We start from the raw sequence: 15,280 nt of genomic DNA, 5'->3' as shown, positions 1-15,280 counted from the left end.
AAGGTCTTCGCCTCCGTGTTGCCCAGCTTCGTCTTCGTCTGGCCCTCGAACTGCGGCTCGCTCAGCTTCACCGAGATGATCGCCGTCAGACCCTCACGGATGTCCTCACCCGTGAGGTTGTCGTCCTTCTCCCGCAGCAGCTTCTTGTCACGCGCGTACTTGTTGACCAGCGACGTCAGCGCGGCACGGAAACCCTCCTCGTGGGTACCGCCCTCGTGCGTGTGGATGATGTTGGCGAACGAGTACACACCCTCGGTGTAGCCGTTGTTCCACTGCATCGCGATCTCGACCGACAGCAACTGCCCGGGGGCCTGTGCCTCCATGGCGATCACGGTCGGGTGTACGGGTTCGCCCTTGCGCGAGTTGAGGTGCTTCACGAAGTCGACGATGCCGCCGTCGAACCGGTACGACACCGCACGCGGCGACCTCTCGCCCCCGTCGTCCGCCACCGAGGCGTCGGCCCGCTCGTCGGTGAGGGTCAGGGTGAGGCCCTTGTTGAGGAAGGCCATCTCCTGGAAGCGGCGCGAGAGCGTCTCGAAGGAGTACTCGGTGGTCTCGAAGATGTCCGGGTCGGCCCAGAAGGTGATCGTGGTGCCGGTGCGGTCGGTCTCCTCGTGGCGGGCGATCGCCGCGGTCGGCTCGCCGTGCTCGAAGCACTGGGTCCAGCGGTAGCCGTCCGTCCGGACCTCGGCCGTCAGGCGCGTCGAGAGGGCGTTGACCACGGACAGGCCCACGCCGTGCAGGCCGCCGGAGACGGAGTAGCCCCCGCCGCCGAACTTGCCGCCCGCGTGCAGGACCGTCAGCACCACCTCCAGCGCGGGGCGGCCCGTCCCCGCGTGCAACCCCACCGGGATGCCACGGCCGTTGTCCACGACCCGCACCCCGCCGTCGGCCAGGATCGTCACCTCGATCCGGTCGGCGACACCGGCCATCGCCTCGTCCACGGAGTTGTCCACGATCTCCTGCACCATGTGGTGCAGGCCCCGGGGCCCGGTCGAGCCGATGAACATCCCGGGGCGCCTGCGTACGGCTTCCAGGCCGTCCAGGACCTGGATCGCCCCCGCGTCGTAGGAACCCGACGCGGGGCCCGCGTCGGCGGTCGTAACGGTGGTCTCGGGGGCCGGAACGACGGTCTCGGTCAAGGCGATGCTCACTTTCGGACACGACGAACTCCGCTGCCGCGCACGCACGACAGCGCTGGGGACGCTGACCGGTGGGCCACTCCAGGGCATGACGAAGCACACCCCCGGCCAGTGGAATCCGGCCGCGCACGGCGCGACCGGACCATCCCACTGTACCGCCCCACCGATGCAGCGTTAGGGCCAGAAGGCCCATAGATGCCCCTGGGAACGAAGAACAGGGGATCCCCTTAATCCCCCTACCAAAGTTTCTCCGTATGCCCTCAGGGAGGCCCTTGCGGGCTTTCCTGGGTCACGTGTGGTCGACGCCCAAGCCTCGATTTTCAGTGCCGGCGACCGAAGCCGATCCGCTCACCCATGACCGCGGCGTGCTGTCCGAGCGCCACGTGGTGAGGCGGGGGTGGCCGGGCAGGTCGGCGCGGCCGGTTGCCCACAGCAGGGTGGGCCAGGGGGCCGTATCTCTCGGAGCCGCCGGGAACAGGCGGGTGAGGACTCGTGAGCAGAGGGCGGGGGGTGGGGTCCAGGCGAGGCCGAGGCCTTCCGCCACGTCGTGCATGTGCACGAGCGTTTCCTGCACCCCCAGCGCCGCGAAGCCTTCGGGGTCCGACACCCCGGCGGCGTGGTGGGCGCGGACCGCGGGCGACGTCGTACGCACCATGGCGACCAGCAGCGCGCCGCACGCCTCCAGTACCTGCAGGAGGCCGGCCGGACCCGCATCTCGGTCCGCGTAGGCGAAGACCATGGGCGCTTCCGGCCTCTTCCGGCGGAGCGCGAAAGGCACATGGGTGTCCAGCGGCGGATGCTGCGGCCCCAGTTGCACGGCGTAGTAGAAGAGGTCGTTCGCGAGGTGCTCGACGGTCTCCCAGCAATCCCACTCCAGCGAACCGGCCTTGCCGCGCCACCCCTCCGGGGGTGCGTCCCGGAGGACGCCCACGGCCAGCCGCACGGCCTGGTCGACGTCGTCCGCGGTGACGGGAGAGAGGGCTGATCCGGTTTCGGCTGATGCAGACATGCCAGCACCGTAGCGCGGGAGACGAGGGCGGCCCCCGCCCCTTCTGCCCGGTCAGCCGCGACCCTCCAGGACCGGCGGTGCGGTGTCGTTCAGGCGGGCGTGGGTGTGGACGTCGTGGCGGCCGTCCGTCTGCAGCCAGGCGCTGCGGTGGACGCCCTCCGGCGCGAAGCCCGTCTTCTCGGCCACGCGGCACGAGGCCCGGTTGGCCACCGCGTGTTCGAGGACCAGGCGACGGAAGCCGGTGCCGAAGGCCCAGGACGCCATCGCCTCGACCGCGCGCGGGCAGACGCCGGACCCCCTTGCGGCCGGCGCGGTCCAATAGGCCACTTCCGCCGAGCCGTCGGCGAGGTTCAGCGCCTTCAGGGCGGCGCGGCCCAGCAGCGCGTCGGTCCCGGCGTCGACCACCGCCCAGTGGGCCTCCGACTCCGCGGCCCACCCGGCCTGCCAGGCCGCGATCCATTCGGCCGCCTCCGCGACCGAGTCCGCCCGCCGCACGTGCCAGCGCTGGATCTCCGGGTCCTGGTACGCGTCCATCACCGCAGGCGCGTCCCGTACGGCCCAGGGCCGGAGCCGTACACCGCCTCCGGCAGGCAGGGAGGGCTGGGGGTGCGCGGCGAGGGAGCCGACCGGAACCGTCGGCGGGACGAGGAGGGGCACGGACCGGATTATGCCGGGCTCGCCGCCCGCGCGCCCCGGCCTGGCCGACGAGGCCCTCTTGTAGTGGGCATGACCACTCCCTCACCATGACCCGCGCACGTCGCACACTCCTTTCCTTCACCATCTGCACACGGCGTACGAGGAGACGACATTGCCCCACCGCGACAGAAGGCGATCCTTACGGACGGCGCTGGCCGCCCTCACCTCCGTCCTGCTCCTGCCCGTCGGCGCGGGCGTCGCCGCGGCGGCGCCGGACCCCGGCCCCGCCCCGAGCGCGGCCGAGCGCAAGATCGAACCCGAACTCCGCGCCCAGCTCGACGAGTCGGCCAAGACCGCCTTCTGGGTCTACCTCGACAGCGCCGCCGACCTGACCGCCGCCGGCGAGCAGCAGACCCGCGCGGCGAAGGCCGCGACCGTGCTGCGGCTCAAGAAGGACCACGCCACGCGCAGCCAGGCCGAGGTGATCAGGGCCCTGGACGGCGCGAAGGCCGACTACACCTCGTTCTGGATCGTCAACGCGGTGCGCGTCGTCGGCAGTGCGAAGCTCGCCGGGACCCTCGCCGAGCGCCCCGAGGTCTCCCGGATCGCAACCGACGACGCCGTCACCCTCCCCAAGCCCGCCGAGGGACACCGGGAGAAGGCCACCGACGCCGTCGAGTGGAACGTCGACCGCATCAAGGCCCCGCAGGTGTGGGAGCAGCTCGGCGTGCGCGGCGAGGGCATCGTCGTCGCCAACATCGACAGCGGCGTCGACTACACGCACCCCGCCGTGAACGGCCAGTACCGGGGCAGGAACGCGGACGGGTCGTACGACCACAACCACAACTGGTTCGATCCCGCGGGCGTCTGCACCACCGCCGCGCCCTGCGACAACAACGACCACGGCACCCACACGATGGGCACGATGGTCGGCGACGACGGGGGCGCCAACAAGACCGGCGTCGCCCCCGGCGCCAAGTGGATCGCGGCGAAGGGATGCGAGAGCAGCACCTGCTCCGAGGCCTCGCTGCTCGCCTCCGGCCAGTGGATCGTCGCCCCGACCGACCTGAACGGCCGCAACCCCCGCCCCGACCTCGCCCCGCACGTGGTGAACAACTCCTGGGGCAGCGCGGTGCACGACGACTGGTACCAGCAGATCGTCGACGCCTGGCGCGCGGCGGGCATCTTCCCGGCCTTCTCGAACGGCAACTCCGGCCCGGGCTGCGCGACCAGCGGCTCGCCCGGCGACTACGCGCGCTCCTACAGCTCCGGCGCCTTCGACATCAACGGCACCATCGCCTCCTTCTCCTCGCGCGGAGCCGGCCCCGGCGGCATCGTCAAGCCGAACATCGCGGCCCCCGGCGTCAACGTGCGGTCGTCCGTCCCCGGCGGTGAGTACGCGTCCTTCTCCGGCACCTCCATGGCATCGCCGCACACCGCGGCGACCGTGGCGCTGCTCTGGTCCGCCGCCCCGGCCCTGGAGGGCGACGTCGCGCAGACGGAGGCGCTGCTCGACGGCACCGCCCTGGACACCGACAACGGCCAGTGCGGTGGCAACGCCGCCGACAACAACGTCTTCGGCGAGGGCAAGCTCGACGCACTCGCCGCGGTGACGGCCGCTCCCCGGGGCGCGACCGGCGCCCTCGGCGGCACCGTGCGCTCCGGCTCCGGCGATCCGGTCGCCGGAACCAAGATCACTGCCGACGGCCCGATCGACCGTACGACGACCACGGCGGCCGACGGCACGTACAGCTTCCGCTCCCTGTCGGTGGGCGAGTACGCCCTGACCGCGGCCAAGTTCGGCTACGGGCAGCAGGCCGCGACCGCCACCGTCACCGAGAACGCCACCGCCACGAGCGACTTCTCGCTGGCCCAGGCCGCCACCGGCAAGCTGACCGGCACCGTCTCCTCGGCTGCCGGACCCGCTGCGGGCGCCACCGTCACCATCGCGGACACCCCCGTGACCGCGACGGCCGACGCGCAGGGCCGCTTCGAGGTCACGCTGCCGTACGGCACGTACGACGTGAAGGCCGCCCACTCCTCGCGCTGCCTCACCGGCGGCACGGCCCGGGCGACCGTCGCCGGCGACGCCACCGTCGCGGTCGTCCTGCCCGCGCGCACCGACGGCTACGGCTACGCCTGCGCCACCGCGGGCGACCGCCCGTACCAGCCCGGTGAGCGGCAGCTCGCGCTGACCGGCGACAACACCACCGAGCGCGTCGACCTGCCCTTCCCGCTGCCGCTGTACGGGAAGACGTACGCGCAGGCGTGGATCGGCACGAACGGCACGGTCAGCTTCGGCGGCAACAACACCGGTGACATCAACGGGGACATCCCGAGCGCGGGCACCCCGAACGCGGCCCTGTACCCGTTCTGGGACGACCTCGTCGTCGGCGCGGCCGGCACCGGTTCTGGCGTCTTCACGGCGGTGACCGGCAGCGCGCCGCACCGCAGCTTCGTGATCGAGTGGCGCGAGGTCGCGCACTGGTCCACGCAGAACGACAAGTTCTCCTTCTCGGCGGCGATCGGCGAGAACGGCACCGTCACGTACTCCTACAAGGGCACGGGCGGCACCGGCATCAAGGGCGGCTCGACGGCCACCGTGGGCGTGGAGAACGCGACCGGCACGGACGCCTTCAAGTACTCGTACAACACCGCGGTCATCTCGGACGGCCTGTCCATCGCCTTCCGGACCACCAAGAGCGGTGTGGTCGCCGGACGCGTCCTCGACGCGAACGACGGCAAGGGCGTCGCGGGCGCCACGGTGACCGTCGGCACCGGCGACACGGCGGTGTCCGCGGTCACGGCCGCGGACGGCGGCTACGTCGTCCAGAGCCCGTCCGGCTCGCAGGCGGTGGCCTTCTCCGCCCCGGCGTACGAGTCCGCCGCGGCGACCGTGGACATCGCGCCGGCCGACGTGTCGGCGGTGACGCGGTCCCTGCGTACGGGCAAGGTCACGGCCGCCAGGCCGGCGGTGGAGGTGGTGCTGCCGCCGGACCAGAGGCGGACCCGCACCCTCGACCTCACCAACCCCGGGCTGGGCACCGACTTCACGGTGACCGAGGACGCGGCCTGGCTGACGGCCACGCCGGCGACCGGGAACCTGCCCACCGGCGGCAAGGCCCCGCTCGCCCTCACCTTCGACACCGCGGGCCTGGCACCGGGGACGGTCCTGACGGCCGATCTGAAGATCGCCTCCGCCAGCGGCCGCTCGCCGGTGCTCAGCGTCCCGGTCAAGGTCGTGGTCCCGCGCTACCAGGTCGCCCTGGACGCCGGCTCCGACTACCCGGGCACCGACGCGCTCGGGGACGGCTGGTCCCCGGACCGCAAGTACCAGGCCGGTTCCTTCGGTTACCAGGGCAGCTCCTCGGTCCGGTCCACCGGCCGCACGATCGCGGGCACGGACGACCAGCGGCTGTTCCGCAACGCCCGTGAGGGCATGTACGAGTACCGCTTCGACGGCGTCCCGAACGGGACCTACACGGTGGAGCTGGGCTTCGCGGAGCTCTCGTCCACCAGGCCGGACAAGCGCGTCTTCGACGTCCTGGCGGAGGGCGTGCAGGTGCTGCCCTCCCTGGACATCGCGCTGGAGGCGGGCTCGTACGTGGCCGTCAGCCGGAGTTACACGGTGACGGTCACCGACGGCGTGCTGAACATCCGCTTCGTCACCCACAGCGGCTTCGGCAAGCCACTGGTCAACACCCTCCGCGTGACGGACCGGCCCGACAAGGGCTGACCGGACGGTGCGCTCCCCTCGGGTGGCGCGGGGCGGCCTCGCCCCGCGCCACCCGTTTGCCGTCGGGCGCACGCAGGCCCCGCGGACGGGCCGGAAGTTGACAACGTTTCAATTTCGGCCGACAGCAATCCGGCCGGAACCCTTCCGACACGATGCGACATGTGAAATTTTACATGTCACATGTCAGTCGCCCGTGTTCCCAGCACGTGGCCACACCCGGCCCCGGAGGCCCCCACAGATGCACCCCTTCCGCATATCGAGGGCTCGAGCGCGCAGACTTCCCGCGCTCGGCGCAGCCGTTTTCCTCACCCTCGGCCTGTTCGCACCGCAGGGCCACGCCGCTCCCGCCGGCGCCACGGGCCCGGCCGGGACGAAGCCCGCCGGCGCCACGGCCTCGGCCCCGCGGTCGATCCCGGTCCCCAAGTCGCCGCACGCGTCGAGCAACGGCCGCTTCCGGATCTCCGCGATGGACAGCACCGAGGAGTCCTCCCCCGCGCCCGCGCCGGCCCTCAAGCCCGCCACGACCGGCAAGCCGAACAAGGCCGACAAGACGGGCAAGGCGTCCTCGGCCGTGGCCGCGGACGAGTGCGGTGACCTCTCCGGCGTCATCAACGCCACCGGTGCCGCACTGGTCCAGCAGCTCAAGGCCCTCCCCCGGATCACCTGTACGTACCCGCTGTTCGGCCTCACCGGCGACAACGCCCGGAAGGCCTTCCGCGAGGCCCAGATGGTGACCGTCGCCGACGCGCTGCGCGACGCCTCGGCCACGTACCCGGGCAACAACAGCGGCGCCATCGGGCAGCTGGTGCTGTTCCTGCGCGCCGGCTACTACGTCCAGGACAACCACGCGGACGTCGTCGGCGACTACGGCACGGCGCTGGACGGCTCCGCCCGCGGCGCCCTGGACGCCTTCTTCGCCGCCCCGCGCAGCAAGGACGTCACGGACGCCAACGGCGAGATCCTCAACGAGGTCGTCACGCTGATCGACAGCACCCACACGGCCGGCCGCTACGCCGGCGTCGTCAAGTGGATGCTCGGCAGTTACGGCGGCACCTGGCCGGCCCAGATGAACCTCGCCATGCAGCACGTCGAGTGGGTCGTCGAGAACGGCTTCAAGGCGAAGGACGACGGCCGCGGCTGGCGCGCCGCCCTCAAGGCCGATCCCGCCATCCTCGACACCTGGGCCGGCTTCATCACGCGCAACGGCGCGCAGCTGAACCGCCTGGACGTCGTCAGCAACGTCGGCCGCCACCTCGGTCACGCCCTCGACGTCCCCGAGCTCAGGGACCGGGTCCGGCCGCTGCTCAAGGACCTGATCAACCGCTACCCGAACGTCGGCCCCACCGCGCCGATCACCATGAACCTGGGCTGGTACACGCGCCGGTTCGACCGCGGCAACTGCGCGGCGTACGCCATCTGCGACCTGGGCACCCGCGTGCTCCCGGCGGTCCTGCCGATCCAGCACACCTGCAACACGGACCTGCGGATCCGGGCCCAGGACATGTCCCCCGGCCAGCTGGCGGGCACCTGCACCAGCCTGGTCGGCCAGGACGCGTACTTCCACCGGGTCATCGGCGACGACGGCCCGCTCCCCGGTGACGTGAACACCAACCTGGAGGTCGTCGTCTTCGACGACTACACCCAGTACGCGCTGTACGCCTGGGCGATCTATGACATCGATGTCGACAACGGCGGGATGTACGAGGAGGGCAACCCGGCCGTCCCCGGCAACCAGGCCCGCTTCATCGCCCACGAGGCCCACTGGCTGCGCCCGGACTTCCAGATCTGGAACCTGAACCACGAGTACACGCACTACCTCGACGGCCGCTACAACATGGCCGGCGACTTCGAGGCCGGCATCACCACGCCGACCATCTGGTGGGTCGAGGGCATCGCCGAGAACATCTCGTTCGGCTACCGGGGCGAGCGGAACACGGACGCGATCGCCGAGGCGGGCCGCGGGACGTACCGGCTCAGCGAGCTGTTCGACACCGTCTACGGCCAGGAGGAAGACCCCCAGGTGAACTCGAACCGGGTCTACCGCTGGGGCTTCCTCGCCGTCCGCTACATGCTCCAAGCCCACCGCGCCGACGTGGAGACAGTGCTCGACAAGTACCGGGCCGGCGACTGGAACGGTGCCCGCACCTTCCTGAAGCAGACCATCGGCACCCGCTACGACGCCGGCTTCGCCACGTGGCTGACGACCGCCTGTGCGACGGACGACTGCGGCCCGCTGCCGGATGCGCAGGCGCCGTCCGCGCCGCCCTGCACCTTCGCCGACACCCGCCAGTTCAGCGAGAACTGCCGCCGGGACGGCCTCTCGGCCTCCGCCGGCAACTACAGCTACCACTTCGTGTACCTGCCGGCCGGCGTCAGGCAGCTGACCATCACCAGCAGCGGAGGCACCGGAAACGCCGACCTGTACTGGGGCGGCGGCAGCTGGGCGACGACCGGCAGCCACCAGGCGAAGTCCGTCAACCCCGGCAACGGCGAGACGCTGACGATCGACAACCCGCCGTCCGGCTGGGTCTACTTCAGTCTCGCCGCCGCGCAGGACTTCAGCGGCGTGAGCGTCTCCACGCAGTCCAGGTGAGACACCCCGCGGGGGCCGGCCGGGCCGGCCCCCGCGGCCCTCACCGTCCTCACCGCCGGCGCACTCAGCCGGCGGTGCGACGGCGCCGGGCGTGGCTGCGCCAGGGCGGGGTGTCCCGGGGGATGTCGGCGCGTACGTAGCAGTCGTCGCAGCCGGCCTCCTGGGCCCAGACGTAGCCGCGGGCTTCCAGGAAGGCCCTGATCTCGGTCCGGACGGGCAGCCAGTTGTGTTCGACGGTCAGGACGCGGAAGGAGTAGGCGTCGAAGGGGAAGCTCCGCAGGAGGGCCAGTTCGGACCCTTCGGTGTCGAGGCTCCAGTAGTCGATCACGGCGGGTGCCCGGCACTGGTCGAGGACCGAGCGGATGGTGCGCGCGGTCTTGGGGACCGTGGGAGGGTCGTCGCCGTCCGCGACCCGGAGCCCCTGCCTGGCGAGGCGGAGGAGGGACGGGTCGTACTCCGCGAGGATGCCGCCGACCGTGCCGGCCTCCAGGAACTCGACGCTGCCCTCCCGGTCGTACAGGCAGCAGTCGAGGCAGGTGCACCGGCGGTTCCGCACGAGCCGCGCGTACAGGTCCGCGTTCGGTTCGACGCAGATGCCGGTCCAGCCGTAGGACGTCTCCAGGAGACGGGTGTTGCTCGCCCGCAGGCCGTCCGACGCCCCGGAGTCGAGGAAGTACCCGTTGCGCATGCCCCCGAGGCGGTCCACGACGAACCGGTCCTGCCCGTACTGGGAGGTCACGCCCGGCCGCCCCGGTGGCGGGTGAGGGCGGGTGAGCGCCACGCGCCGGACAGCCGGCCGTCGCCCGCGCCGGCGGTGGTGGGTGCGTGGCGTCCGTGGCCGTCGTCGTCGGCCCGCTCGCCGTAGAGCATCGTGATGTTGACGCGGCGGTTCGTGAACCCGGGGCGGAAGTGCAGGCCGTCCGTGCCGTGGAAGAGGTCGGAGTCGAAGAGGATCGCCCGGTTCTCGCGGTACGGGATCCTGAACGGCTCGGCGTGCTGCTGCCGCAGGTAGGGCTCGATCACCTCCCGGCGGCCGTTGTACGTGGCGAAGTCCCAGTCCCGCGGGGCGTCGACCCCGTAGACGACGAGGCCACCGCTGCCGGTGTCGAGGTTGGCGTCGGTGGGAGTGATCCAGAAGTTGAGGTTGACGGCGGCGAAGTCCGCGTGGGTGTTGGAGTCGGCCGGGAAGTCGTTCTCGTTCTTGAACGCCCAGAGCTGCCGCAGGGGGTGGCGCCTGCCGATCACCCGGGGCAGGGCGTCCCGGACCTCTTCGGCGATCTGGAGCAGGAGCGGGCAGGTGAAGCCGTCGCGGAAGAAGGCGCCGAGGCGGCCGTGGGCGTACCGGTTGCCGTGCCAGACGGTGGACTCCAGGCAGAAGTCCCGGAGGCTCGCGAGCGCGTCGGCGGACAGGAAGTCGTCGATGACGACCACACCGGGCTGCCGGTCCAGGTAATGGTCCTGCACCTCGGCGGGGTCCCAGGCGTCCGACAGGGCCCGGGGCAGGCGCGGGGTGTCGCGTACGTGGACGATGCGGCCGTAGACGTGGCCGATGGCGCGGCGCGTGAGGGCGTCCATCGGTGCCGGGCCGTACTCCCCCGCCGCTTCGAGCCGGGAGATCGTCTCCCGGTACGCGGAGATGACGCCGGTGAACTCCTCGCCGAGGACGGCACGCCGCTGCAGGTACCGGAACTGCTGGATGTCGTGGTGCAGTTTGGCGATCGTGAGGCGGCTGTCCCGGCCGGCGGCGGTCCGGGGCGGCGGTGAGGTGCGCGGGTACCACGCGCTGCCGAGGCGGACCGCGGCGTGGATCCGCGCGTACTCGCCGGCGACGGGCAGGTCGTGGTCGAGCAGCGCGAGCCAGGACTGGCGGTCCAGCCAGTCGAGGTCGGCGGGGTCGAGCGGGTCGCAGGTGTGCCAGAGGTCGACGCATTCCTCGGTCCGGCCGAGGTGCAGGAGGCATGCGGTGAGGTCCTGGCGGGCGGCCCGCAGCCCGGGGTCCAGGCGCAGCGCTTCCCGGTGGTGCGCGACCGCCGCCTCGGGGTCGCCCAGCTCCTGGCACGCGCGGCCGAGGCCGTGGTGGGCGGACGCGTCACCGGGACCGGCGGGCGGGGACTCCATCTAGCGGCTCCGGACGCTGTCCAGCAGGCCGCGGTCGCGCAGCCGGCCCGCGTACTCCGTGAGCGCGTCGACGACGGGAACGACCTGGCCGGAGAAGAGCCGGGGGCCGGTGCTCACCTGGGTGCCGCTCACCTCGGTGCCGAACTGGGTGCCCGTGCTCATCTCCGTACCCGAGACGAGCGCGCCGCCCGTGCTCATGTGCGTACCGCTCTGCTCCGTACCGAACTGGGTGCCCGTGCTCATCTCCGTACCCGAGAGGGGCTCGTCCTCGAAGAGGCCGGACTCGTTGACGATCTGGACCAGCGACCCGTCGGCGACGCCCAGGCCCTCGCCTTCCAGGGAGAGCCGGAGGAGGGCGAGGACGACCTGGACCGCCTGCCGCTCGGTCACGGCACGGCCGAAGTCGGTCAGGAACCGCGTGTGGGGGACGGGGGTCTCACGGTGGGCCAGCGCGTAGTCCCGCAGCCACCGCAGGACCTCCGGGCTGGCCGCGACCGCGTAGACGAGCTGGTTCAGTGCCGATGCCCGCGGCGCCGGGAGCCGGCCGCCGTCGACGTACTCGGCCAGGATCTGGGCCGGGTCGGTGACGAACTGCTCGCGCAGCAGGAAGTCCGTGGACATGGCTCTGAACAGGGCGTTCACCCGCCGGGCGACGGCAGCGGTGCGGAGCGGGTCCGTCCTGTCGAGATCCGCGTCGACGCCCATGTGACACCCTCCAGGTCGGGAAACCGCGGTCTCCCCTACGCAAGCGCATGGGCGTGCGGAGGCCTCGGAGCGCCCGGCGTGACACGCCTCGCCCCACTCGATTGCCGGACCTCGGGCGGTCCGTCGGCGGGCGGTCAGAGGACCAGGTCGTCGTGTTCGTCGAAGATCCAGCCGTCCTCGTACAGCACCTCGAAAAGGTGGCCGTCGGAGTCGGTGAAGTAGCCGCTGTGTCCCCAGGCGTTCGGGCCGGCCGGGCGGGTCACCGTGGCGCCCAGCTCGGCGGCCCTGGCCATGACCTCGTACACCTCGTCGGCGCTGCGGGCCACGTACGCCAGGGCGAAGCCGGCGAAGCCGCCCGGCCCCGGGTCCGGCAGACCGGCGTCGGCCGCGAAGGCCGTCCGGGACTGGAACGCGACAGCGACCCCGCCCAGTTCGAACAGCGCGAACCCTTCCGAGCCCGCCTTGGACCTCCGCCAGCCCAGCCCCTCGTAGAACGCGACGGAAGCGGCGACGTCGCGCACCCCCAGGAGGACCAGGTTGAGCCGCTGACGCATGTGTTTCCCCATCCCCCCGACGACCGGCATCCGCACCGCCATCCTGCCATCCGCGGATCAGGAGGTGGCAGTGAGGCCCGTGACGTGGCGGACGTGGGTCAGGCTGGGGGTGGCCAGGGTGGTGTGGAGCTGGTGGAAGAGGCGGCGGGCCGGTACGGCGTTCCAGTCGGCCGGGAGGAGTTCGGGCGGGAGGCCCGGGTCGAGGTAGGGCAGGCGGCGCCACTGGGTGAGCATCGGCACGTAGTGCCGGAACGCCTGCGCGTCCGTGGGGGCCCGGGCCGCGAGCCGCTCGGCGACCGGACCGTACGCCTCCGTGAAGTCGGCGTACTGCTGCTGGATGGCCGGGAAGTCCCACCACGAGCCGACCGTGCCGGACAGTTCGCTGAACGCCGCGTACTCCGCCGAGAAGAGGTGGACGTACGAGCTGAGCCCGAGGCGTTCCAGCATGGTCCGCGCGTCGTCGAGCAGGCGGCCCGGGGCCAGCCAGACGCCCGGTGCGATGTTCCCGAAGCCGAGCCAGGTGAGCCGGGTGCGGAGCTGGTGCCGGTGGGCGCGTTCCGACTCCGGCACGGAGAAGACGGCCATGGCCCAGCCGTCGGCGAGGTCCGCCGGCTCCAGGCTGCCGAAGATCCGCCGGTCGCCCTCGTCGAAGACCGGCAGGACCGCCGGGCTGAGGGTGTATCCGGAGGCGCCGCGGCGCTCGGGTTCCAGGACGCCCTTCTTCTTGAGCCGCGAGGTCGCCGAGCGCACCGCGGGGCCGTCGACGTCCAGCTCCGCCATCAGGGTGATCAGGTCCGCGATGGAGATCCAGCCCCCGAGGCGGCGCAGGAACGCGCCGTACACCGTGCTGATCAACGAGCTGGGCCTGGGGGGGCTGTCCGACATGATCGCCTTCCGTTGTCGCGGCCGCGATCATACCCAGCCCTCCCCGGGCCCCCGCCGGGCTACCCGGCCACGGCCGGCCCGCCGTCGGCGTACGCGCCGGACAGCAGGTGTCCGGCGCCCGGTGCCACGGCCGGCAGGTCCAGTGCGCGCAGCAGCTGGTGGGCCGTGCACACCGCCGCCGAGACCACCGGCTTGCCGAGCAGCTGTTCCGTCTCCTCGATCGCGCCGAGCGAGGGCATCTGCACGCAGGCGGAGAGCACGACGGCGTCCGCCTCGGAGGTGTCGAGGGCGCGGGCGAGCCCGGGCAGCCGTGCCGGGTCGTGCGCGGCGACGGCCAGGTTGTCGGGGATCTCCAGCGCGGTGTGGTCGAGCACCTCGACGCCCTCGCGGGTCAGGTAGTCCACGACGGTGCGGGTCAGCGGCTTCATGTACGGGGCGATCAGCGCGATCCGTTTGGCGCCCAGGGTGTCCAGACCGTGCAGCAGGGCGCCGGCGCTGGTGACGACCGGTGCCGGGGCGCCGTTCTCGACGGTGCGGGCGTGCAGGCGCTCCTCGGCGGTGCGGTGGTATCCGGGGCCCATGCTCATGATGGCGACCAGGCAGGCGTACCCGAGTACGTCGACCCGGGCGTCGGACAGCTCGGCGGCGCACCGGTCGGAGTCGGCGTCCATGGCCCTGAGCTGCTCGGGGGTCACATGGGTCATCCGCATCCGGCTGGAGTGGAAGGTGAAGCGCTCGGGGGCGACGGCCTCCCGGGCCCGCAGGATCGCGGGGACCTCCGTCTCCATCGTGACGTTGGAGCTGGGGACGATCTGGCCGATGCGGTAGGTGCGGCCGGCGGGGCCGCGGCTGCCGGCGGCGGGGAGGCCGGGGGTGCCGGCGGGGTGGTGGGACACGGGGTGCTCCTGGGGTACGGGGCTCAGCGGGCGTCGACGACGGGGTTGACCAGGGTGCCGATGCGCTCGACGGTGGCCTCGACGGTGTCGCCGGGGCGGAGGAACTCCGGCGGGACCATCCCGGCGCCCACTCCGGAGGGGGAACCGGTGGCGATCACGTCGCCCGGCTCCAGGGTCATGCCGGAGCTGATGTCGGCGATCAGTTCGGCGATGGCGAAGAGCATGTGCCGGGTGTTGGACTTCTGCTTGGTCACGCCGTTGACCCGCAGCGACAGGTCCAGGTCCATCGGGTCGGGGATCTCGTCCGCGGTGACCACGGCGGGCCCGAAGGGTGCGTACGAGTCCTGGCCCTTGGAGAAGAACCACTGGCCGGAGCGGCGCTGGTCGCGGGCGCTGATGTCGTTGACGATGCTGTAGCCGAAGACGTGGGCGTACGCGTCCTCCGCGCGGACCCGGAAGGCGGTCCGGCCGATCACCACGGCCAGTTCGCACTCCCAGTCGAGCTGCGAGGTCAGGTCGCCGTTGTGCAGGATCGGCGCGCCGGGGCCGGTGACGGCCGTGGCGGGCTTGCCGAAGAGCACCGGCCGGGGCGGGAGGTCCTCGTCGGTGTCCAGGCTGCGGCTGGACTCCGCGACGTGCTCGACGTAGTTGAGCCCCACGCCGATGATCTTGCCGGGGCGCAGCGGGGCGCCGAGGCGGACGGTGTCGAGGCGGTGGATCCCCTCGGCGGGGCTCCCGTCCGGGGCGGCCGTCGCGGCGAGCTCGCGGGCGGCGGCCAGGGCGGCCGGGCCGGCCTGGATCAGGGAGAGCAGGTCGCCGGGGAGGGCCGTGCCCGCGCGGGCGGCCAGGAGGGCGAGGTCGAGGACGCGGTCCCCGTCCTGGGCGCCGAGCCGGGCGGTGCCGGTGGTGCCGCCGGGGGCGGCGGCGGTGGTCGTGGTCGTGGTCGTGGTCGTCGGGGTGCCGATGGGCGTGAAGGTCACCAGTCGCATGGCGGTTCCTCTGCGGT

General features: G+C 72.2%; 12 protein-coding genes. 2 read left to right on the top strand and 10 right to left on the bottom strand.

From position 1 onward, the window contains the following. From ACIQUQ_RS20980 to ACIQUQ_RS20970, 3 genes are all read right to left on the bottom strand, one after another. Positions 1-1,232, bottom strand: a 1,232-nt coding sequence (locus ACIQUQ_RS20980; RefSeq protein ID WP_403977839.1) for an ATP-binding protein, incomplete at its 3' end; no start/stop codon positions are given. Positions 1,233-1,431: 199 nt separating this feature from the next. Next, complete coding sequence (locus ACIQUQ_RS20975) at positions 1,432-2,151, bottom strand: hypothetical protein (RefSeq protein WP_403977837.1); 720 nt, start codon at positions 2,149-2,151, stop codon at positions 1,432-1,434. Between the two features lie 51 nt (positions 2,152-2,202). Then, entirely contained in the window at positions 2,203-2,808 is a 606-nt protein-coding gene (locus ACIQUQ_RS20970; RefSeq protein WP_403977835.1) for a GNAT family N-acetyltransferase, read from the bottom strand. 151 nt (positions 2,809-2,959) lie between these two features. Between ACIQUQ_RS20970 and ACIQUQ_RS20965 the strand changes: the two genes are divergently transcribed. Next, a complete protein-coding gene (locus ACIQUQ_RS20965; RefSeq protein ID WP_403977833.1) occupies positions 2,960-6,523 on the top strand; it encodes a S8 family serine peptidase in 3,564 nt (1,187 codons plus the stop codon). Between the two features lie 466 nt (positions 6,524-6,989). Next, positions 6,990-9,116: a collagenase gene (locus tag ACIQUQ_RS20960; protein ID WP_403977831.1), complete on the top strand. Its 2,127-nt coding sequence runs from the start codon at positions 6,990-6,992 to the stop codon at positions 9,114-9,116. 64 nt (positions 9,117-9,180) lie between these two features. Here the strand turns inward: ACIQUQ_RS20960 and ACIQUQ_RS20955 are convergent, their stop codons facing one another. From ACIQUQ_RS20955 to ACIQUQ_RS20925, 7 genes are all read right to left on the bottom strand, one after another. Continuing rightward, positions 9,181-9,855: an FkbM family methyltransferase gene (locus ACIQUQ_RS20955; RefSeq protein ID WP_403977828.1), complete on the bottom strand. Its 675-nt coding sequence runs from the start codon at positions 9,853-9,855 to the stop codon at positions 9,181-9,183. After that, the gene (locus tag ACIQUQ_RS20950) at positions 9,852-11,234 is read right to left on the bottom strand and encodes a hypothetical protein (RefSeq protein WP_403977826.1); all 1,383 of its coding nucleotides are present in this window, start codon (positions 11,232-11,234) and stop codon (positions 9,852-9,854) included. The genes ACIQUQ_RS20955 and ACIQUQ_RS20950 overlap by 4 nt, the downstream gene beginning before the upstream one ends. After that, entirely contained in the window at positions 11,235-11,939 is a 705-nt protein-coding gene (locus tag ACIQUQ_RS20945; RefSeq protein WP_403977824.1) for a hypothetical protein, read from the bottom strand. Between the two features lie 134 nt (positions 11,940-12,073). After that, positions 12,074-12,493, bottom strand: coding sequence for a VOC family protein (locus tag ACIQUQ_RS20940; RefSeq protein ID WP_403977821.1), 420 nt, complete (start codon positions 12,491-12,493; stop codon positions 12,074-12,076). 57 nt (positions 12,494-12,550) lie between these two features. After that, positions 12,551-13,378, bottom strand: a complete 828-nt coding sequence (locus ACIQUQ_RS20935) for a PaaX family transcriptional regulator C-terminal domain-containing protein (protein ID WP_403977818.1) — start codon at positions 13,376-13,378, stop codon at positions 12,551-12,553. A gap of 59 nt (positions 13,379-13,437) precedes the next feature. Further along, positions 13,438-14,166 (bottom strand): Asp/Glu racemase, encoded by a 729-nt coding sequence (locus ACIQUQ_RS20930; protein WP_403977864.1) that lies wholly within the window; start codon positions 14,164-14,166, stop codon positions 13,438-13,440. Positions 14,167-14,297: 131 nt separating this feature from the next. After that, positions 14,298-15,263, bottom strand: a complete 966-nt coding sequence (locus tag ACIQUQ_RS20925; RefSeq protein WP_403977816.1) for a fumarylacetoacetate hydrolase family protein — start codon at positions 15,261-15,263, stop codon at positions 14,298-14,300. Between the last annotated feature and the right edge of the window lie 17 nt (positions 15,264-15,280).

It is taken from the genome of Streptomyces sp. NPDC101118 (assembly GCF_044759445.1).
GTDB lineage: Bacteria > Actinomycetota > Actinomycetes > Streptomycetales > Streptomycetaceae > Streptomyces.
This window is presented reverse-complemented; position numbering and strand designations above follow the sequence as displayed.